Annotated in this window: 22 protein-coding genes; 6 read left to right on the top strand and 16 right to left on the bottom strand. The window is 39.7% G+C overall.

What is annotated here, in order from left to right:
* The first annotated feature begins 37 nt into the window (after window positions 1-37).
* Complete coding sequence (gene ggt, locus B2W36_RS09310) at window positions 38-1,738, top strand: gamma-glutamyltransferase (RefSeq protein ID WP_293887568.1); 1,701 nt, start codon at window positions 38-40, stop codon at window positions 1,736-1,738.
* A gap of 59 nt (window positions 1,739-1,797) precedes the next feature.
* Here ggt and groL read toward each other — a convergent pair whose 3' ends face one another.
* The 15 genes from groL to mutY all read right to left on the bottom strand — a co-directional run bounded on the left by groL (window position 1,798) and on the right by mutY (window position 16,667).
* On the bottom strand, window positions 1,798-3,435 hold the full coding sequence (gene groL / locus B2W36_RS09305; protein WP_209577580.1) for a chaperonin GroEL: 1,638 nt from the start codon (window positions 3,433-3,435) through the stop codon (window positions 1,798-1,800).
* A gap of 160 nt (window positions 3,436-3,595) precedes the next feature.
* Complete coding sequence (locus B2W36_RS09300; protein WP_028070710.1) at window positions 3,596-3,871, bottom strand: co-chaperone GroES; 276 nt, start codon at window positions 3,869-3,871, stop codon at window positions 3,596-3,598.
* Between the two features lie 336 nt (window positions 3,872-4,207).
* Window positions 4,208-4,621, bottom strand: a complete 414-nt coding sequence (gene secG / locus B2W36_RS09295; RefSeq protein WP_209577578.1) for a preprotein translocase subunit SecG — start codon at window positions 4,619-4,621, stop codon at window positions 4,208-4,210.
* Between the two features lie 12 nt (window positions 4,622-4,633).
* Window positions 4,634-5,677, bottom strand: a complete 1,044-nt coding sequence (locus B2W36_RS09290; protein WP_293887567.1) for a hypothetical protein — start codon at window positions 5,675-5,677, stop codon at window positions 4,634-4,636.
* A gap of 13 nt (window positions 5,678-5,690) precedes the next feature.
* Window positions 5,691-6,206, bottom strand: a complete 516-nt coding sequence (locus B2W36_RS09285; protein WP_209577574.1) for an LptE family protein — start codon at window positions 6,204-6,206, stop codon at window positions 5,691-5,693.
* Between the two features lie 9 nt (window positions 6,207-6,215).
* On the bottom strand, window positions 6,216-7,487 hold the full coding sequence (locus tag B2W36_RS09280) for a sigma-54 interaction domain-containing protein (RefSeq protein ID WP_209577572.1): 1,272 nt from the start codon (window positions 7,485-7,487) through the stop codon (window positions 6,216-6,218).
* 36 nt (window positions 7,488-7,523) lie between these two features.
* Complete coding sequence (gene miaB, locus B2W36_RS09275; protein WP_293887566.1) at window positions 7,524-8,960, bottom strand: tRNA (N6-isopentenyl adenosine(37)-C2)-methylthiotransferase MiaB; 1,437 nt, start codon at window positions 8,958-8,960, stop codon at window positions 7,524-7,526.
* A 312-nt stretch (window positions 8,961-9,272) separates the two neighbouring features.
* A complete protein-coding gene (locus B2W36_RS09270; RefSeq protein ID WP_209577565.1) occupies window positions 9,273-9,962 on the bottom strand; it encodes an OmpA family protein in 690 nt (229 codons plus the stop codon).
* Between the two features lie 199 nt (window positions 9,963-10,161).
* Window positions 10,162-10,914, bottom strand: coding sequence for a hypothetical protein (locus B2W36_RS09265; RefSeq protein WP_293882662.1), 753 nt, complete (start codon window positions 10,912-10,914; stop codon window positions 10,162-10,164).
* Between the two features lie 198 nt (window positions 10,915-11,112).
* Window positions 11,113-11,511 carry a hypothetical protein gene (locus tag B2W36_RS09260; protein ID WP_209577563.1) on the bottom strand — a complete coding sequence of 133 codons (399 nt, stop codon included), beginning with the start codon at window positions 11,509-11,511 and terminating at the stop codon, window positions 11,113-11,115.
* 10 nt (window positions 11,512-11,521) lie between these two features.
* Window positions 11,522-12,931 carry a 23S rRNA (uracil(1939)-C(5))-methyltransferase RlmD gene (gene rlmD / locus B2W36_RS09255; RefSeq protein WP_293887565.1) on the bottom strand — a complete coding sequence of 470 codons (1,410 nt, stop codon included), beginning with the start codon at window positions 12,929-12,931 and terminating at the stop codon, window positions 11,522-11,524.
* Between the two features lie 236 nt (window positions 12,932-13,167).
* Window positions 13,168-13,743, bottom strand: a complete 576-nt coding sequence (locus B2W36_RS09250; protein ID WP_209577560.1) for a TetR/AcrR family transcriptional regulator — start codon at window positions 13,741-13,743, stop codon at window positions 13,168-13,170.
* Between the two features lie 124 nt (window positions 13,744-13,867).
* Window positions 13,868-14,908: a phenylalanine--tRNA ligase subunit alpha gene (gene pheS, locus B2W36_RS09245; RefSeq protein WP_209577559.1), complete on the bottom strand. Its 1,041-nt coding sequence runs from the start codon at window positions 14,906-14,908 to the stop codon at window positions 13,868-13,870.
* A gap of 231 nt (window positions 14,909-15,139) precedes the next feature.
* Window positions 15,140-15,598 carry a single-stranded DNA-binding protein gene (locus tag B2W36_RS09240; protein ID WP_209577558.1) on the bottom strand — a complete coding sequence of 153 codons (459 nt, stop codon included), beginning with the start codon at window positions 15,596-15,598 and terminating at the stop codon, window positions 15,140-15,142.
* A gap of 19 nt (window positions 15,599-15,617) precedes the next feature.
* The gene (mutY, locus tag B2W36_RS09235; RefSeq protein WP_293882676.1) at window positions 15,618-16,667 is read right to left on the bottom strand and encodes an A/G-specific adenine glycosylase; all 1,050 of its coding nucleotides are present in this window, start codon (window positions 16,665-16,667) and stop codon (window positions 15,618-15,620) included.
* Between the two features lie 173 nt (window positions 16,668-16,840).
* Between mutY and B2W36_RS09230 the strand changes: the two genes are divergently transcribed.
* The 5 genes from B2W36_RS09230 (at window position 16,841) to B2W36_RS09210 (ending at window position 20,650) form a co-directional block, all read left to right on the top strand.
* Entirely contained in the window at window positions 16,841-17,281 is a 441-nt protein-coding gene (locus tag B2W36_RS09230; RefSeq protein ID WP_209577551.1) for a hypothetical protein, read from the top strand.
* Window positions 17,282-17,364: 83 nt separating this feature from the next.
* Window positions 17,365-17,925, top strand: a complete 561-nt coding sequence (locus tag B2W36_RS09225) for a YeeE/YedE family protein (RefSeq protein ID WP_209577549.1) — start codon at window positions 17,365-17,367, stop codon at window positions 17,923-17,925.
* Between the two features lies 1 nt (window position 17,926).
* Window positions 17,927-18,340, top strand: coding sequence for a DUF6691 family protein (locus B2W36_RS09220; protein ID WP_293882647.1), 414 nt, complete (start codon window positions 17,927-17,929; stop codon window positions 18,338-18,340).
* Window positions 18,341-18,404: 64 nt separating this feature from the next.
* Entirely contained in the window at window positions 18,405-19,220 is an 816-nt protein-coding gene (locus B2W36_RS09215; RefSeq protein WP_293887564.1) for a sulfite exporter TauE/SafE family protein, read from the top strand.
* An 11-nt stretch (window positions 19,221-19,231) separates the two neighbouring features.
* Window positions 19,232-20,650 (top strand): MBL fold metallo-hydrolase, encoded by a 1,419-nt coding sequence (locus B2W36_RS09210; RefSeq protein WP_293887563.1) that lies wholly within the window; start codon window positions 19,232-19,234, stop codon window positions 20,648-20,650.
* 174 nt (window positions 20,651-20,824) lie between these two features.
* On the opposite strand, the gene B2W36_RS09205 is transcribed toward B2W36_RS09210, so the two are convergent.
* Window positions 20,825-21,682, bottom strand: a complete 858-nt coding sequence (locus B2W36_RS09205; RefSeq protein WP_293887562.1) for a hypothetical protein — start codon at window positions 21,680-21,682, stop codon at window positions 20,825-20,827.
* Window positions 21,683-21,748 lie beyond the last annotated feature (66 nt).

The following is a 21,748-nucleotide window of genomic DNA, read 5'->3' as shown; positions in this document are numbered from 1 at the left end:
TCCCTGAGATGTTATTTAAAACTGTAAATCGGATACGATGCATAAATTCATAACCTATTCGCTCATAGCTAGCGTGTTCATTGCTTCTTGTACAACAAAGCAGCGGCTAAATTCCAGCGTTGAGCAACCCAGTACATTTAATAAGGCGGCAGTAGTAACTGCTCACCCTTTGGCTTCAGAAATTGGTGTAAAGATCTTAAAACAAGGTGGAAATGCAATAGATGCTGCAGTTGCCGTACAATTTGCCCTTGCAGTGGTTTATCCAAATGCCGGAAATATTGGCGGCGGCGGCTTTATGCTCTATCGTGATCATAATGGCCAATTAGATGCGCTGGACTTTCGCGAGAAAGCTCCTTTAAAAGCAACACGAGATATGTATCTTGATGCGCAAGGTAATGTTGTTCCAGAGCTGAGCCTGTATAGTCAATTAGCATCAGGTATTCCCGGCTCTGTCGCGGGTATGTGGGAAGCACACAAAAAGTATGGTAAATTACAGTGGAAAGATCTCCTACTCCCCGCAATCCAACTAGCCAGAACGGGTTTTAAAATCAGTCAAAGACAAGCCAATGAGTTTGAAAGCCATAAAGATCGTTTTGTCAGGCTAAACCCTTCTGGTGCGGCGATTATCAAAACGACCTCATGGAAATCGGGAGATCTATTTCTTCAAGAGGAACTTGCAAAAACACTGGAAAGAATTGCAGAGGATGGTCGAGATGGCTTCTATAAAGGGAAGACAGCAGACTTACTGGTCGCTGAAATGAGTCAAGGAAAAGGAATTATTACACACCAAGACCTCCTGGAATACCAAGCAATTTGGCGCAGTCCAATTCATACAAACTATCGAGGATATAAAGTCATTTCGATGCCGCCACCGTCTAGTGGAGGAACTTCTCTTTTAGCCCTACTCAAATCCGTTGAGCAGTTTCCGCTACAACGTTGGGGTTTTCAGACCGATTCAACTATTCGTGTTATGGTGGAAGCCGAACGCTATGTCTATGCCAATAGAGCGAAGTATCTTGGGGATCCTGATTTTATTAAGGTACCTGTCCAATATCTCATAGACTCCAGTTCCAATGCAAGTAAACTGCATGCATTTAATTTCCATAAAGCGGCATTGAGTAAAGAGATCAATGCTGACATCATACCTGGCTATGAAAGTGAGCAAACAACGCATTTTAATATTGTTGATGCACAAGGTAATGCGGTGTCTATTACAACGACACTTAATGATTCGTATGGATCGGGCGTATTTGTAGCCGGTGCAGGCTTCCTATTAAACAATGAAATGGACGATTTTTCGGTGAAAGCCGGCGTACCTAACATGTACGGTTTGACAGGTGAAAAGGCAAATGAGATTCAGCCAGGTAAAAGAATGCTCAGTTCGATGACACCTACTATCGTAGAAAAAAATGGCAAGCTATTTATGGTTGTCGGCACCCCAGGAGGATCGACGATTATTACGTCTGTTTTTCAGACTATTCTAAACGTCATCGACTTCAGAAAGAACGCACAGGCAGCTGTTAGCTTGCCAAGATTTCATCATCAATGGCTTCCTGATCGTGTCGATGTCGAGCATAATGCCATTGATGCCAACCTGCGTAATCAATTGGCAAAAGATGGCTATACGATAAATCCGAGGGGGGCAATCGGTCGTGTGGAGAATATCGTGGTATTACCGGACGGTAAATTACAGACCGGAGCCGATCCGCGTGGAGACGATACGGCAAAGGGTTACTAAGGTCAAAAAAATACGGGCTCTTTTNNAAAAGAGCCCGTATTTTTTTGAAGTGGATGATCTTACATCATGCCACCCATACCACCACCCATTGGAGGAGCACCAGCACCTACAGGGTTTTCTTCAGCTTCGTCGGCTAAAACACACTCAGTAGTCAATAGCATTGAAGCAACTGAAGCAGCATTTTCTAGCGCTACACGAGATACTTTAGTTGGATCAATTACACCAGCAGCAATTAAGTTTTCATAACGGTCTGTACGCGCATTGTAACCAAAATCTGCAGTTCCTTCTTTTACTTTTTGAACAATTACTGCACCTTCGATACCTGCATTGTTACAGATCTGACGTAACGGCTCCTCAATCGCACGTTTGATGATATCAATACCAATTTGCTCATCTTCATTTTCACCTTTTAGATCTAACAAAGCTTCAGTAGCACGGATAAATGCAACACCACCACCAGCGATAATACCTTCTTCAACAGCAGCGCGAGTTGCATGCAAAGCATCATCAACACGGTCTTTTTTCTCTTTCATCTCAACTTCAGTAGTTGCACCTACATACAATACAGCTACACCACCAGACAATTTAGCCAAACGCTCTTGTAGTTTTTCACGATCGTAGTCTGAAGTTGTTGTTTCAATTTGTGAACGGATTTGTGCAACACGTGCTTTGATATCTTCCACATTTCCAGAACCATTGATGATGGTTGTATTATCTTTATCAACCTGAACTTTCTCAGCTTGACCTAAGTAAGATAATTCAGCATTTTCTAATTTGAAACCTCTTTCTTCTGAAATCACCGTACCACCAGTTAAGATCGCAATATCTTCCAACATGGCTTTACGACGGTCGCCGAAACCTGGAGCTTTGACAGCTGCAACTTTCAAAGAACCACGGATTTTATTAACCACCAAGGTCGCCAAAGCCTCACCATCTAGATCTTCAGCAATGATCAATAAAGGTTTGCCCGTTTGAACTTGTTTCTCCAAGATAGGCAGCAATTCTTTCATGTTGCTGATTTTCTTGTCATAGATCAAAATATATGGATTATCCAATTCTGCTTCCATCTTATCGGAATTTGTCACAAAATATGGTGACAAATAACCGCGGTCAAATTGCATACCTTCGACAGTTTTAACTTCTGTTTCAGTACCTTTAGCCTCTTCTACAGTGATAACACCATCATTACCTACTTTTTCCATCGCTTGTGCAATTAACGAACCAATTACTTCGTCATTGTTAGCTGAAATTGTAGCAACTTGTTTGATTTTATTGTTATCTTGACCAACTTCTTGAGATTGTGATTTCAAGTTGGCAACTACAGTAGCAACCGCTTTGTCAATACCACGTTTTAGATCCATTGGGTTAGCACCAGCAGCCACAGATTTGATACCTGGAGCAACGATTGCTTGCGCTAATACTGTAGCAGTAGTGGTACCATCACCCGCTTGATCAGCTGTTTTGGAAGCTACTTCTTTTACCATTTGCGCACCCATATTTTCTAAAGCGTCTTTCAATTCGATTTCCTTCGCTACCGAGACACCATCTTTAGTAATTACTGGAGCACCAAATTTCTTTTCAATAATTACGTTACGTCCTTTAGGACCTAATGTTACTTTAACTGCATTTGCTAAAGTATCTACACCTTTTTTAAGGGCTTCACGAGCCTCAACGTTATATTTTACTTGTTTTGCCATTTTTTATAAGTATTAAGTATTTCAAGAAGTGTAATTAAGATAGTATACTAAACCGAAAACCGGTTTTATCTTTTAACATCCAAATTTACAGCTCCACTAAAATAAACTTGAATTTTTAACCGAGCCAGTAAGCTCTTTTTTAAATAATCGTTTGTATGAATTAGATGACCGCGTAAATATCAGACTCACGCATAATTAAGTACTCTTTTCCTTCGTAAGTAATTTCAGTACCTGCGTATTTTCCGTATAATACTTTGTCACCAACTTTCACAGTTAACGGTTCGTCAACTTTACCTGTACCTACAGCAACTACTGTACCTTGAGATGGTTTTTCTTTTGCTGTATCGGGGATATACAACCCTGAAGCTGTTTTTTCTTCTGCTGGAGCAGCTTCTACTACTACTCTGTCTCCGATAGGTTTGATACTTAATGCCATAATTAATTTACTTTTTATCTGTTTTGAATTTATTTTTATGTTATAATCGCTATAAGCACATCATCTTTTATGCCAATTGTAATTGGAAGGGCTTTTAAGACAATTTTTCACACAAAAGTTAACATCCCAATCGACAAAAATTCATTTTGCTGTCACACTGTCATTTTATGTCTGCCAGTCTTACTTCTGCTTACCCAATATCCATTTGATTTAATACGCTTAATCCGCTTAGCAAAACCTTCACGATCCATTCATTGACAACAACGTCTAAAAAATACAGAAAACAAAAAGCCCCGTTTGCTTTCACAAACAGGGCGTATAATTTTTTATTGACACCTATTTTTTAGCCTCTTCCGCTGGTTTCGTGGTAGGCGCTGTCGCCGGTACTTTTTCCTGAGATTGAGCCGGAGCTGTTTGCTCTTGTCCAGCAGGAGCACCAGCAGGATTTTGTCCAGTACCTAAGTTCAATGGACCTTGCTGAGCAGGCGCTTCAATTTGCCCCCCCAATCCTCCTTTGGATGTGCTTGGCGATGTTCCAATAATATTTACACCCAAGCTAAATACCATGATGGCAATAACCATGATCCAAGTACCTTTTTCCAAAATGTCACCTGTACGTTTTACACCCATAAGATTAGTTCCACCCGAAAAACCAGATGACAAACCTCCCCCTTTTGGATTTTGGATTAAAACCAAAAACGCTAAAATAATACTAGCCAATATGATTAGACCGATTAATAATCCTTGCATCTCTTTATGTTATTAATTTAATTTCTTTTCTAATTCTGTTATGCGTGCCGCAAAGTAAGCATTTTTTTCTGGATATTTCAAAACTAATTTTTTGTAAACCTCTATTGCCTTTGGATATAAGCCCTGTTCCACATAGATTTTTGCAAGCGTTTCGGTAACGAGTGAGTACTGATCTTCCGAACTTTTCCTGGCTTTATTCTCTAAATCCAACTTCTCCGCTTGTAGCGGCTGAATGATAGGTTCTTCGCGAATAAACTTCTCAATGACCTTGTCAGACTTGCGCGGTATCTGAAAAGCGACTGTTGTTTTAACCTCATCACTTAATTTCGCCTCAGGCGGTTGCAAATGAAAAATATTCTCACGGATCTGTTGATCTAATAGCTGACTATCTAATTTTTCATGAATTTTAGCGACATCATCACTTGATGGCTTCATTGGGCTCAAAGGTGATTTAACGTAGGGCTGATAGGTATGAGCATACTCCAATCTTGTTTTATGTAGCCACCACAAAAAACTGTATGGCATCGTATCATCATCATAAACAGAAACATGCTCTTGACTATCATTACTTTCGTTGGCAACAGATTCCTGAGGAGCCGTGGCCACAACTGGAGACTCCTGCAAATCACCCATAGCTACATCCTGTTGATTATTCGACCGAAAATAATCTGTTGCAACCCCAACCTCAATCAAACGATTCAACTCATCCTCCTCTATTTCTCCATCGGCCGCAATTTCGACAACACGATCATCGCCAATAGATTCCTCATCCACTAATAATTCATCCGATTGCGTTATTGCTGCCGAATCTACGGCAGATTTAACATGCACATATTCATAAAGCCAACTCGGGGAACAAGCATATAACAGCGTGGAAGATAAATTCTGAACAGTTTGATGTTTCTCAAAAACTTTACGTTCATAAACGAATCGTAAGCTCTGTGCATAAGGATATTTTTCAATCAAGGCCAAAATCAAATCTTCCTCTACCGTATCAGGGTAGTTGAGTGCTCGAAAAAAAAGCTCCTTATTGGGTAATGATACATTAAGATTCATCTTATAAATAGAGTTACCAATTAGCAAAAGCTTTATTGTATATATCTTCCGTTAACATTTGAATAATTTCCTTACCCAAAGTCTCTTCCTGTGCACTCTGAAGGTTTCCAGCGAACTCTTTAAAACGTGTAAATGGCTGTTCAAAGTCGTCCTTAGGATTAATTTTATTATGATAAGTCACTTTGACTGTGATCGTCAATCTATTCATAGCAGCACGATCAGTCCCCGCTTCAACAGCAGCAGGACTTATCGTATACTCCGTGATAAACCCCTCAAAGTTAGCGTCACCATCCTGGTTCACCTGACTCAATCGAGACTGATTACGAATACGCTCTTTAAGTGCCTCCGTAAAATTCTGACTTAATGTCGGGTAAACTAATGGAGCGATATTTTCGAAATATTGAATATTAACGGTTTTCATTCCCTCAGGAATAGACCCACCAGTAAATCCATATTTTACCCCACAACTATTCATGACAAACAAAAAGATCGTCGTGAGAAAAGTATATACTATTTTTTTTGACAACATCTGTAACCCCTAATCTAAATTTAAGTCTTTAATCTTTCTATACAAAGTTCTTTCAGAAATTCCCAGCTCTTGTGCGGCAGCTTTACGCTTACCACGGTGTTTTTTCAACGCCTTCTTGATTAAATCAGATTCCTTATCAACAAGTGATAAAGATTCCTCCACCTCTTCTGCATCCTGCAGATAGTCATCCTTTGAAACAGGATTTTTTAACACATTTGCAGCGTTTGCCGGCGAATGTATCGTCAAAGTCGGTGTTGTATAATTTTCCGGCTCCGATTTCAAGTGTGGCTCGATCTCTTGATATAATTGATTAATGTATGGAGAATTTTGATCAAATGTGCTAGAGTCAACGCCCTTCTGAATCAATTCAACCACCAGTTTTTTCAGATCAACCATATCTTTCTTCATATCAAATAAAACTTTATACAGCAAATCTCTTTCTGAAAAATCCTCCTTCCCTCCATTATTTGACGGAACTACTGCAGGAAGACTCGTCCGGGATTCATTGGGCAAATAATTTTGAAGTGTATACGCATCTACAACACGTTCTTTCTCCAAAACAGCGATTTGTTCGGCAACGTTTTTCAGTTGACGCACATTTCCAGGCCAACTATAGTTGCGTAGCATATTCTGAGCATCGTCCGTCAATTGAACGCCCGGAGTACGGTACTTTTCAGAAAAGTCCACAATAAACTTACGGAATAACAAGTTGACATCTTCAGGACGCTCACGTAAAGAGGGCACACGCAAGGGTACAGTATTTAAACGATAATAAAGATCTTCGCGAAATCTACCTTTTTGTACAGCTTCAAAAACATTCACGTTTGTAGCGGCAACTACACGCACATTTGTTTTCTGCACTTTGGATGATCCGACCCTTATATACTCACCTGACTCCAATACGCGTAACAATCGTGCTTGCGTACCCAAAGGTAACTCACCCACCTCATCTAAAAAAATCGTTCCACCGTCAACAACTTCAAAATAGCCCTTTCTAGCTTCATGTGCTCCCGTAAAAGAACCTTTTTCGTGACCAAACAACTCAGAGTCAATGGTTCCTTCTGGTATAGCCCCACAGTTGACCGCAATAAAGGGGCCATGCTTACGTGAACTCAATTGATGGATAATATGCGAAAAAACTTCTTTACCACTACCACTCTCACCTTGTATTAATACGGAAATATCAGTCGGAGCCACTTGCCGCGCAATATCAATTGCCCGATTCAACAATGGCGAATTACCGATAATTCCAAATCTATTCTTTATATCTTGGTTATCCATAAATTTCCAGTTGGAAATAAAATAATCTAAGTTAGCTTAATCAACAATTTTCCCTAACAGCGTCGCAGATGTACATGATTCAACAACGACATTCACATAATCACCTTGCTTAAATCGAGGATCTATTGGAAAGACAACTAATGCATTTTGGTCGTTACGTCCACAAAAATCAAACTCAGATCGTTTTGAAAACCCTTCAATGAGTACCTTACAGACTTTTCCAACAAATTGTTGATAACGATATAAACTATGATCGCGTTGTTTATTGATAACTTCCGTCAAGCGCCGTTTTTTAATATCTTCAGGAATATCATCTGCATATCTTTTCGCCGCCAATGTGCCCGGTCTTTCCGAATAAGCAAACATATAAGCGAAATCATACTTCACATAGTCCATCATAGAAAGTGTATCCTGATGCTCTTCTTCCGTTTCGGTGCAGAAACCAGTAATGACATCGGTAGAAATAGCACAATCCGGTATAATACGACGAATTGCATCCACACGCTCCATATACCACGCACGATCATATGTACGGTTCATCAATTCCAATACTCTGGAATTCCCAGACTGCACGGGCAAGTGAATATAATTACAGATATTTTCATGTGATGCTATCGCATACAATACCTCATCTGTAATATCTTTTGGATGAGAAGTTGAAAAACGAACACGCAGAAGTGGACTGATTTCCGCAACCATCGTAAGCAAAGTAGCAAAAGTGACAGTTTCGCTGGGAACATCGCCTTCTGCTACTGGAGCAGTATATTTATAGGAATCGACATTTTGTCCTAACAACGTAACTTCCTTATAGCCCGCATTAAAAAGATCTTGAGCTTCTTTCACAATAGACTGCGGATCACGACTACGTTCGCGACCCCGTGTGAAAGGAACCACACAGAAAGAACACATATTATCACAACCGCGCATAATTGAAATGAAAGCGGTGACGCCATTTGAATTCAAACGAACCGGATTGATATCAGCATACGTTTCCTCTCTTGATAATAAAACGTTTACGGCTTTAGCACCATCGTCAACCTGATCAATCAAATTAGGCAGATCACGATAAGCATCTGGTCCCACCACAACATCAACCAATTTTTCTTCTTCCAGAAACTTCGACTTTAGACGCTCGGCCATACAACCCAATACACCAACGATCATTCCAGGATTCTTTGCTTTAGCAGCTTCAAACTCCTTTAACCGGTTACGAACACGTTGTTCGGCATTCTCGCGGATCGAACAGGTATTAATAAAAACAACATCAGCCTCCTGATAATTCTTGGTAGTCTCAAATCCTTTATCCAACAAAATAGAAGCAACAATCTCACTATCCGAGAAATTCATCTGGCAACCGTAACTTTCAATATAAAGTTTACGTCCAGTGCTTAAAGTCGGATCCTGTTCCAATAATAATGCCTCACCCTGACGAGATTCGTCGTGTTCCTTAGTGGTATGTGTTAAATCTAGCATAGCTCGCTATTCAATAGAATATAATTTTTATTATTTAATGAAGTCAACCCGTTCAGAAATCCATAATTTGATGAATTAATTTCCAACCAATGGTTGTTTCAAAGATTACAAAGTTAGAAATTTAAATCCATATAATGACAGTTTGTCAGACAGAAATATGATTTATGATTTGTCACATTTCAGGTCTAAATGAATCACATTAGAAATTTTTACCCACTTTATTCCAAAAAAAAAAGCGTTGAGTTTATCAACGCTTTTTTATGATTAAACATCAAATAGAACAAATCGGAAAGACGAACGTCTTAAATCGAGTTATTGTCCTGCTTGTTGCTTCGCTTCTTTTTTCATTTGATCGCCCGCTACGATGACGATCTCGACCCGACGGTTTTGTGCACGTCCAGCTTCTGTATCATTACTTGCAATTGGTTCAGAGAAATTTCTGCCTTCAGTACGGATACGTGATGAAGCCAAACCTTTAGATACTGCAAAAGCACGCACTGAATTCGCACGGTCCAAAGACACTTTTTCATTTGCAGCCAGTGAACCTACATTATCGGTATGTCCGATTACCAAAATTTCAGTACCCTGCTCTTTATTCAGTGTAGTTACCAAATTAGCAATATTATCTTTGGCAGACGCTTTAAGGTCTGATTTATTAAAGTCAAATAAAATACCTGAATCAAACTTAACAACGATACCCTCTGCAGATTGCGTAACTTCGGCTCCTTCAACAGTTTTAGAAATCTCAGCTGCTTGCTTATCCATTTTTTTACCAATCAATACACCAGCAGCGCCACCGATTGCAGCACCGGCCAAAGTACCAATTGCCGTATTACCGGCTTTCCCACCGATTAATGCACCTAATGCACCCCCGGCAACACCACCAATGACTCCGCCTTTAGTGGCATTATTCGTATTTTGGATGGTAGAACAACTTCCAAATAACATAGCTGAGGTTGCAACTGTCAAACCAAATACAGCCAATTTTCTATTCATTTTCATATGTATGCGATCTAAGACTTTATATTTAAACTAATACAGCTCTACTAAAATCAAACTAAGTGCCAAAAGATATTTTTATCAACTTTTTTGTTACCAAACGAGGAAAAAAGCGCTATTAAACTTCCTCCATGCAGTCAAAACGCTACAGTATCTACTCATATTTATTTAAAATAGAACATGAGCTCGAGCATAAACTGTTCTACTTCTCCTGTGTCTTCACTTCAATATCTGGCAATAATGAACCTTTAGGTCTCCCCTTTGCATCAAAATCTTCCATCGACTGTTGCACGTAATGCATCAGATCGTATTGTCCCCAATGTTCAGCGAGATCAAAAGATGGGCGATAACGTATCATAAAAGCATCCAGCTCAGCACTATCCAGTTTCGTTAGATTCTTAACAGCTTCACGGGAAAAAATACGGTCAACTTGCAACTCCTCTTTCTCTCTATCCATGAATCGTCCAAAGCGCTTTGCGTTTTTAGCCTCTCGCCCAAAAAGATTATAAAGTGCTGTGGCAGGGCTACCCAAATAAGTTCCAAACTTATTTTTACCGCCATTATAAACACCCTTTTTGGAATAGTTATTCATAGCATCGTTTAATTCAGCTTCTTTCGTCTTCCTTTCAACAATGACAGTCTCCAATCGTATGCCCTCTTGCAATTCCACATAAAACTCATTCAAATTGGTTAACACGGTTTTTACAGGGGAATAACCCACTTTAGTGAAAGACAACGAATCTCCTACTGATGCATCGATAGTAAAAACACCAAAAGAATTGGTCAGCGTTGATCTGTGCGTACGGAGATTAATTACCACCGCATCTCCAATGCGATTACCGTTACCCTTTTGTAAAACCATACCCGAAACCTTCTGCTGTTGCTGAGCAGTAGCGCCGAAATAGGTAAATAAAAGTAAAAAAAAACTTACTATCTGTATCTGTAATATTTTCATCCTATTAGCTCTCTTCAATTATCCCGATTAGTTTTAGCGTGTAGCAGCAGTTCATTGAATCCAATAGCGCATGATCAAGATCGCATGCACACTTATTTTCAATCGTACAATATTGTAATTTACACGATACCTATTGGCTAAAATTAATAATAGTTGGACACTTGTACTGTTAAAAAAGTTTAAATATTCTTATGTCCGCTACTTGTAAGGATAAAAAACAAAATTGGCCCCCTCCGCAACGACAACAAACAGACACATAAAATCTTTAGCAGGTTTATAGTTCTGAATGAAGGACGATTTGCGATCCTCCTGTATGATATCCATCGAAACGAACTCTTCCAATGTAGACGCATTAATTGTCCATTTTGTATCCAGCTCTTTGCGATCCAATATAACCTCGCCAACAGAGACTTCATGCTGATGAGCTATAAAAATGGGATATTCAGAATACCCTTCTTCCACGATTTCTAACGCTACCTCGCGGATTGATTCACTATAAAAATCGAGATCGACCTGCAGGCTCTTTAATGGACTTTGTCCTGTAGATGTTGTATTTTCTTCTCTTGCAGACCCTGCAAATAAATCTTCTACTTCCATAATGGTACAATTACTTTTTCAACTCCAATAAGACGACATTCTCAACATGTTGCGTATGCGGAAACATATCCACCGGTTTAATACGCTTTACCTCATATTTCTCCGCTAACAACAAAAGATCTCTCGCTTGCGTCGCAGCATTACAACTCACATATACGATACGCGGAGATTCCATTTCCAACAAACGTGCCACAACATCGGCATGCATTCCTGCACGTGGCGGGTCTGTAATCACTACATCAGGTTTACCATGTTCGGCAATGAAGGAAGGGGTCAAAACATCCTTCATATCTCCAGCATAGAACTTTGTATTCGTAATATTATTGATGGACGAATTGACTTGTGCATCTTCAATAGCTGTAGGAACGTACTCTACACCCACTACTTCTCGAGCTTGCTTAGCAACAAAATTTGCTATCGTACCAGCACCCGTATACAAATCATATACCAATTCATCGCCACTCAGACCAGCAAAATCACGGGTGATTTTATATAACTCGTAAGCTTGTGCAGAATTCGTTTGATAGAAAGATTTAGGTCCAACTTTATACCGTAATCCTTCCATCTCCTCATAAATAAAATCACGCCCCGCGTAGATATGGATATCTTGGTCAAAGATCGTATCATTGCGTTTCTGATTGACAATATATAATAGCGAAGTGATTTGTGGGAACTTTTCTTTGACATCATTCATCAGCAATTCTACCTGCCCCTCTTCTGGATAAGCAAAAACAACGATCACCATCATCTCGCCAGTAGAAGAAATACGGATAATCAAATTACGCAAAACACCTGTATGCTCACGCAAATCGTAGAATGTAATGCCTTGGCCAAGTGCAAAATCACGAATTGAATTGCGAATTTCATTTGAAGGGTCTTCTTGCAGATAGCAATGATCAATATCTAAAATTTTATCAAAACGTCCCGGCACGTGAAATCCCAAAGCATTCATTTCCAATACAGACGCATCTTCATCCACAGAAGTCAACCACTTTTTGTTTGAAAAAGTGTACTCTAATTTATTCCTATAATATTCTGTTTGCACCGAGCCTAATATACGTTCCATAGCAGAGGTATCCACCTTCCCAATACGCGATAAAGCATTATCGACAGACTGTTGTTTAAATTTCAATTGAGCATCATATGTCATATGTTGCCACTTACATCCGCCACAAACTCCAAAGTGCTCACAAAAAGGATTTACACGATAAGACGAGGCCTCTTTTAAAGCAGTTACACGAGCCTCTGCAAAATTCTTTTTCTTGCGCATAAGCTCCACGTCAACAACATCTCCCGGAACAGCTTTTTCAACAAACAAAACCAAATCTTCGGTTTTTCCAACACCTCTACCCTCTTCGGCAATATCAATGATGGCAATATCTTTCAAGAACTTTTTATCTTGTGGAATTCTTCTACTCATAGGATGCAAAAATACAATTTTTATAACGATTTTTCACCTGCACAAATTATTTATAAGCATTGATTATCACGACTATAAAGGAACTCTTCACGTGCTATCGGCTTCGTACAGACTATAATAGCGCAATCGAATATCTACAAACGTAAATATGAAAAAAAGCAAATCACAAGAAAGAAAAAACATTGAAAGAGGAGAGTCCCGGCCATTGGAACAAGAATGACAGCGTTAAAGGGAACTTATTGAACAGTTGCCTGAACAAGGTAAGGCAGGATTTCCTTCTGAAAGGAAATAAAATTTTTACGCACATCAGCATCCGAAACCGCAGTAAACGCAAATGAAAATACAATACTTTTACTGGATTTAATCAGAAAGGTTAACTTTTCTTCACTAATCGCTTCATTAATTTTTTCATTTTGAATGAATGTACTTAAGAGCAGAAACTCCAAATCTTCAGAAAGGGTTTTTAGGTATTCCTGAGCATTCGCAGACTCCCGAATAAACTCCCATCCGATCAACTCATTGCAAACGGTGTAGGTTAGTCGGCTTACCCGCAAAATCGTAAAACCCAAAAAAGAAGCCATATCATCTTCATATTTGGTCGTTTTTAAAATATCCTGCAAGCTCGCGCGAAGATAATCCATCAAGATGGCATGCAAAATCATTTCTTTGCTATCAAAATATTTGTACACAGTAGCTTTTGCTATCTTGGCCTTTTTCGCCAAAGTATTCACACTGGTTTTATGATAACCATTTTGACGAAAAAGCTCTCGTGCCGTTCTTTTTATTGATTCAATGATATGATCTGGTTCCATGTAATTTTATAATAGGCATATCGAATTTCAGCGACAAGATCAAAGACTAAAAAGCATCACATTATTCCCAGACTTCGTCATAATGGAGAATAATATGATGCAATAATTGTTTTTGAACATTAATTTATATTAATTCCGTCTCAAATTGCGACAAGAAACGGGTATCGTTCTCAGAGAAAAGACGCAAGTCCTTAATTACATATTTCAGATTAGTGATACGTTCAATACCCATACCAAATGCAAAGCCAGCGTATTTTTTACTATCAATACCACAATTGTCAAGAACATTAGGATCCACCATACCACAACCTAAAATCTCTACCCAGCCAGAGTATTTACACAAATTACATCCAGCACCTTTACAAATGGTACAAGAAATATCCATTTCTGCTGAAGGCTCCGTAAAAGGGAAATATGAAGGACGGAAACGTACTTTAGTACCTTCCCCGTACATTTCTTGGACAAAATGATATAAGGTTTGTTTCAGATCAGCAAAAGAAACATTTTCGTCTACATACAAACCTTCCACCTGATGAAAGAAACAGTGTGCACGGGCCGAAATAGCCTCATTTCTATAAACACGACCGGGCATAATGGCACGGAATGGAGGTTTGCCAGCTTCCATTAAACGTACCTGAACGGAAGAAGTATGCGTTCTTAAAGTAATATCATTACCTTCCTGTTTCTTGATAAAGAAAGTATCTTGCATATCACGCGCAGGATGCTCGGGAGGGAAATTCAACGCCGAGAAGTTGTGCCAGTCATCTTCGATTTCTGGACCTTCCGAAACAATAAAACCTAATTTCTTGAAAATTTCAACAATTTCTTTACGAACCAGGGAGATTGGATGTCTAGATCCTAGCTGAAATCCCTGCCCCGGTAATGTTAAGTCGCCCTCAAGCTGTTCGGATTTTTGCTTCTCTCCAAGTCCGAATTTTTCTTGTGCTTCCTTAAACGTATTTTCTGCCAACTGCTTAAATTCGTTCAACACTTTACCCAAAGTACGTTTCTCTTCAGGTGTAACGGTTTTGAATTCATCAAAAAGATTCTTCACAATCCCTTTTGAAACCAAAAACCTCAATCTGAAATTTTCTACATCGGCTGAAGAAGTCGGCGAAAACGCCTTAATTTCCTCAGTATACTGCGTAATTCTATCTTGCAACATAATTAGAGCAAACATAGCCAAAATTTCGTCGAAAAAGAAATTTTGGGCATTCGCCGATCATGAACAAAAACATCAATTTAGACAACTAAAAAACGAACTGCAGCCAATTACGCGGTACGAGTAGTCAAAAATGTCCAATAAACAAAAAAGCAGACTCATTTGCCTGCTATTCTAACTATCATCGATTGATTACCAAAGTCAAGTTTTTACATAACCATAACTTATTACAGATTAAAATGGTAAGGGATTATCCTCTTGATCATTTTCGGTAAAATCAACTTCAACTTCTTTATCTTCCGCTTTTTGTGCTTGCGTATTGGATGTATTGCCCGCACCTGCACCAGTGTTCGGCTCAAAATCTGATTTACGACCTAAAAGTGTAAAAGTTTCTGCAACGACCTCCGTAGCGTATCGTCTAATACCTTCCTTATCCTCATAAGTACGCGTCCTTAATCGGCCTTCAATATAAACTAACTTCCCCTTTGTTAGATATTTCACAGCCACGTCAGCCAGACCTCGCCACATAACAATATTGTGCCATTCGGTTTGCTCCACCCTTTTTCCATCTTTATTATAGGTTTCTGATGTTGCCAATGGAAAACTGGCAACAGAGACATTGCCTTCTAAATAACGAATTTCGGGATCTTTTCCAAGATGTCCCACTAAAATGACTTTGTTAACTCCTGACATAATTTAAAAGCATAAATGGTTAAAAATTTGACCTTTCCAAAAAAGTAAAGATCAACTTGTGTTTAGCTAATTTATCTAAATCTTTTAGAATTACATAATCCCAATTTGATTTTTTTTGAATTAAATCTCCTTTTAACCGCACTTCAAAAAATGTGGCATAAATATTCTGATGGCTTAAAATATGCTTAGTCTGCTGCTGCAAGATGCTCAGGTCAGCATCTTTCCCAAAATAAGACACAAACCACTCATCGTTCAGAATATCAACAATATCCATCGTATGATCTGATTCCAGGAGTGGAAACTCATACAGATTCTGCCAAACATCACCTTCACCGCGTTTAGACATCAGAAGACGATTGCTATCCTTTAAAATAAAATAATTGAAATATCTATCTCTGCTTCCTTTGCCTTTAAGCTTTACAGGCAATTGATTGACCTCGCCGCGTGTAAAGGCATAGCATGAAAGACGAAACATGCATTGCTCACAAAGCGGTTGCTTAGGCTTACAATGGATCGCACCAAAATCCATAATAGCCTGATTATATTGGGCCGGATGATTTTGATCCAGATTTTCTTTCGCTATCGCAGCGAAAACCTTTTTCCCTTCCGTTGAATTAATGGGAGTTTCTATTCCATAATAGCGTGCAAGTACACGAAACACGTTTCCGTCTAAAACTGCCTGGGCCTCATTATTAGCAAAAGAAGATATTGCTGCAGCAGTATATTCCCCTACACCAGGAAGGCTTAGTAAGGTCTTATAATCCACTGGAAAAATCCCATTGAATTGATCCCGGACAATTCGAGCCGCTTTATGCATATTCCGCCCCCTGGAGTAATATCCCAAACCTTGCCAGAGGTGAAGAATGTCGTCTTCATCCGCATTTGCAAAATCTACTACAGTATTGAATCGCTCCACAAAACGATAGTAGTACGGCATGCCCTGCTCCACCCGCGTCTGTTGCAGAATAATCTCCGAAAGCCATATTTTATACGCATCATGTGTTTCTCTCCATGGTAAATCTCGCTTATGCTCCTGATACCATGCCTGCAATTCTTCACCAAATATCATAGACACAAAAATGCATAATTTTTGCCTATTCCAAGCATTACCTCATCCCAAGGTTTCTCTTACTATATTAATTTATCCGCAATAGCGAAGGTTTCTAAAAATGGATAGACACATGGAAGGGAAGACTTGGAGAATTTTTCCTATATTGACGCCAAAGGGAAGTTTATCAAAATATGAAGAGTAATTCGCAGACATTTCACTTGTCGACATTGCACCGTGGAAAATACATGTTTATATTGTTGACTTCAATCCTGCTCATTGGAATAGGCATGTCTAAAGTTCCGGTACAGGAAATCATCAAGATTATTATCGCTCTTTTAATGATCCCTTTTGCCTTATACTTGGCCATTAAGTGTTCGACATTATCGTCGACATGGATTTTGGAAGAAGAAGTACTCCGCATCAGCAATGCCAAGAAAACAGTCGTTTTTCCTTTAAGCAGTATTTCATATATCCGAAATCTGAAGCGCTCTGGCGGCAACCTCATTATTATCCACCCGGTCAAAGGCCCGGCTTTTCGAACATGGCGCAACAAATTGTTCCAAAAGGAAGATGATCTTCCACTGTTGAGCGAGGCGCTGAGGGCAGCCGATATCGAATATTACGACCTATAAATTCTTTGTTCCTTCAGTAACATTTGTTACAGGCTTTTGCAAAGGCAGTATGTACCTTTGCAACATCACTTAAGAACATTGTTATGTTATTGGAATACATCAAACAACCGTGGCCCTGGTATATTTCAGGTCCTTTAATTGCACTGGTCATGTACCTTCTGCTCAAACAGGGTAAGGATTTTGGCATGTCCAACAATTTACGTACAATGTGCACTGTACTAGGTGCAGGCAAAACTTCATCTTTTTTTAGGTTCGACTGGAAGACACAATCCTGGAATCTTCTGCTGGTACTCGGAACCGTTATCGGAGGTTTTATCGCACATTATTTCCTCGACGACGGCACACCAACACAAATCCATGCGAAAAGTGTGGCAGATCTGAAAGAACTGGGTATTATCGACCATATACAAGGTTACCTCCCCGAATCCATTTTTGTTTTTAACGGATCTCTGTTTCAATTCCTAATTTTAAGTATCGGCGGCATATTAATCGGCTTTGGAACGCGGTATGCTGGCGGCTGCTCTTCTGGACATGCCATTTCAGGGCTCAGCAACTTCCAGATTCCATCGTTGATCGCTGTAATCGGCTTCTTCCTAGGTGGAATAATCATGATCCATTTTTTATTTCCCTTAATCTTTGCATAAAATGAAAGCATTAAAATTCATATTAATAGGCATATTATTTGGCATTATCTTATATAAGTCGGAAGCGGCATCATGGTATAGAATATACGAAATGTTTCAATTTCGCTCCTTTCACATGTATGGTATCATTGGAACAGCGCTAACAACAGCCATTATTATTGTACAGATCATTAAAAGGAAACAAATTAAGGACAGCCACGGAGCGCACATCACCTTTGCAGATAAAGATAAAAGCATTACCCGGTATCTGGTGGGCGGCACAATCTTTGGTTTGGGCTGGGCGCTGACTGGTGCTTGCCCAGGCCCCATGTTTGCTTTAATCGGAGCCGGTTACTGGACGATTGGCATTGTACTATTGTTTGCCTTATTGGGTACATGGATTTACGGTATCTTGCGCAACAAATTGCCCCATTAACCTACAGGTAGTCTACTATTTTGAAAGCCCACGCCATCAAAAATTAAATTTTTAGCAACAGAAAATGGAATTAATATTTATAGCTGGATTTACATTAGCTGTCGTCGTCGGGCTATCTATGGGCCTAATGGGTAGCGGCGGAAGCATCCTAACACTCCCCATATTTGTCTATATCTTCCATATTGAACCTCAATATGCATTGGACTATTCGCTGTTTTCTATTGGAATATTAGCCTTGGTCGGATCAATTTATCCGTTAAAAAAGAGGGAAATTGACTTGAAAACCACAACTATTTTTCTACTTCCCTCGCTAATTTCAGTCTATTTCACCAAGCGCTATCTTCTCGTTTCTATACCCGAGTCATTCAACATCGCGAGTATGGAGATTTCCAGAAACCATATCATCATGCTATTGTTCGCAATCGTGATATTAATTTCTGCGACTGCGATGGTACGAAGACAAAAACAGGTACAGAACGCCACATTCAAGGGTAGACCTGCACAAATTTTCAACGTTATCCTTGTCGGCTCACTGGTTGGCATTATGACGGGCTTGGTCGGTGCAGGAGGTGGATTCATAATTGTACCAGCCCTAGTATTACTTTTAGGTATTCCACTGAAGCAGGCTATCGCCACTTCTCTGTTCATTATTGGATTAAACGCATCATTCGGCTTGATCGCGAATTATCATTTCTTACAACATATGAATTGGTTTATATTAGTAACCTTTACATTAATCACATTAATAGGCCTCCAAATTGGTTCCAAATGGAAAGATAAATTAGATGCCGCTAAATTGAAAGGTATTTTTGGATATTTTTTAATTAGCATCGGCACCCTAATCTTTGCTTTCGAATTCATGCAATTTGTAAATCATTAAAATCACACGTTATGTTTTTTCAACACATTTTTGAATCATCTCTTGCTCATTCGAGTTATATCATTGGCTGTCAGGCAAAAGGAGTAGCTATTGTTATTGATCCCAAAAGAGATGTAGATACCTATCTTGAGATTGCACAAAAGAATAATCTGATCATAACGCATATTGCGGAAACACATATCCATGCCGATTACCTATCAGGCACACTGGAATTGGCCGCATTAACAGGTGCCCAACCTTATTTGTCCGATGAAGGTGGGGCGGACTGGCAATACTCATTTCCACATAAAGGATTAAAAGATGGCGATCAATTTCAAGTTGGAAACCTTATTTTCAAGGTTATCCATACTCCCGGACATACACCTGAGAGTATTAGTTTTCTACTGGTCGATACACCGGCAACGATGGAACCTGTTATGATTTTTACTGGCGACTTTGTATTTGTTGGCGACATTGGCCGCCCTGATTTATTGGAAAATGCGGCTGGAATGATCGGAACCAAAGAGATTGGAGCACAGCAAATGTACCGTTCGTTGCAACATTTCTTGACTTTACCCGATCATATTCAGGTATGGCCTGCTCATGGCGCCGGATCCGCCTGTGGAAAGGCACTCGGCGCCGTCCCCAGTTCGACCGTTGGTTATGAAAAAATACGGAATTGGGCACTTCAATACCAAAACAATGAAGGAGCTTTTGTAGATGAGCTTTTATCAGGACAACCCGAGCCACCACGCTACTTTGCTATGATGAAAAAACTCAACAAAATAGTGCGGCCGTTACAAACAGAAGTACCTCGATACAACAGGTTAACGAATGATGCCTTTCTTGATTTATACCACGAAGGAACAACAATCATTGATACACGACACAAGTCCGAATTTGCAAAGGGATATCTGCCAGGTAGCGTCAATATTCAAAACAACAAGACTTTTAATACGTGGGCAGGCTGGATACTTAATTACTCCGATCCTTTTATACTCATTGTAGAAGAAAACCAATTGGACGACGTTGCACGTAAACTTATGCGCATCGGATTGGATCACGTTACCGGATATATTACACCGGATGCAATCCCCAGTTTAGACATCGCATTAGCGCATCAACAGCTCATCGGGTTTGAAGAAATGAAGAGCGCTTTGGACAAATCTGACACGCAAATTCTAGACGTGCGCAACGCCAGTGAGTTCGCAGAGGGCCATTTACCGAATGCAACACATCTCTTTGTTGGAACAATTGAGGACAACCTCAGCAAAGTGGACCAAAGTAAACAGCTGTATCTCCACTGTCAATCGGGAGACCGGGCAACCATAGCGGCATCGATATTGGCGAAAAATGGTATTGAGGAAGTCAAAATTTATAGCCCTTCTATTAATGAATGGAAATCAAAGGGCGGTATTCTTGTTGCCGACTCATTCGCCCCTTATTCGTAACTGGTTCGGAGTTCCCCCACTGTTCGCCCACCTTGCGCCCACTGTACGTCCACCTAATAAGTGGGCGCACAGTGGGCGCAAGGTGGAGAAAACGAGTACGCAAGGCGAACAAGGGGCGAACAAAAGGCGAAGCAGAGCCGAAAGGCACCCGAATAGATTACCTTTCCAACTAGTCTACAAACTATTTCTGTTTATTCGCAAGAACTCAATCACCTCATCCTTCTTTTCTTCCAGCTTGCCTTTCTTTTCCGTAAATTGATGATTATAGATGGTCAAATATTGATGGTCGTCCGTTTCAGATTCATATAATTCAGCGGTAGCAAAAGAGAGATGTTCTTCTTCTTCCGATAGATAGTCGTATACATAGGCAAAATCATGGTTGCCCAACGAGCTGACTACGGTATCTTTATCAGCCACATACTTTAACCTTCCCGGCAAAGCGCGTTTATTCATCCATACTTCGTCTTTTTCAGAAAATGGATAGATAGTGATGCCGCGGAAAGCCATAATGATTGGAGTAATCAAAATAATACCCATTTCAATAGCCCACACGGCCCACAACATACCGCCCGAAACCGGGCTCTTTTTCAGGGTAAACGTACCTACTTCATTTAAACCTTGCATCGCTTCCCAAATAAATGTCGGGTGTAAGAAAAAAGCTTTAAAACCTTCAAGATTAAAAGACGATTTTACCCAGGTATCTCCGCCCATTGTTCCTTCCGCATTGTACATTAATGATACAAACAGAGCCCACTGTGCATAAAAGGCTAAAATGGCGACCAATAATGTGATCAAAATGGCTACCCCCCTATTCCTTAATTTCCATTGTTTGAAACAAAAATTCAGCACATAGAATATTCCAGCACCAAAACCTAAGGTAATAAATACATTAAAGTAAATAATGGGTATAAACCATTGTAAAGCAATGTAAACAATAGCCAATACAATGGCACCCAAAGTACCTAGTATCAGGGAGCCAATAATAGCCAACGCAGGAGACTTTCCAGAGGGTTTATAATATAGATTATCCATAAATAAAAAGTAAAATTGATTTTAACTCAATAAATAAATCCCATAACCAAAACCAAGCCAATTCCA

Origin of the sequence: Sphingobacterium sp. UBA3549 (genome assembly GCF_002376635.1) — a bacterium.
In the GTDB taxonomy this organism is placed as follows: domain Bacteria; phylum Bacteroidota; class Bacteroidia; order Sphingobacteriales; family Sphingobacteriaceae; genus Sphingobacterium.
The sequence above is the reverse complement of the archived record's forward strand: the minus strand, read 5'-3'. Positions and strand labels throughout refer to the sequence as shown.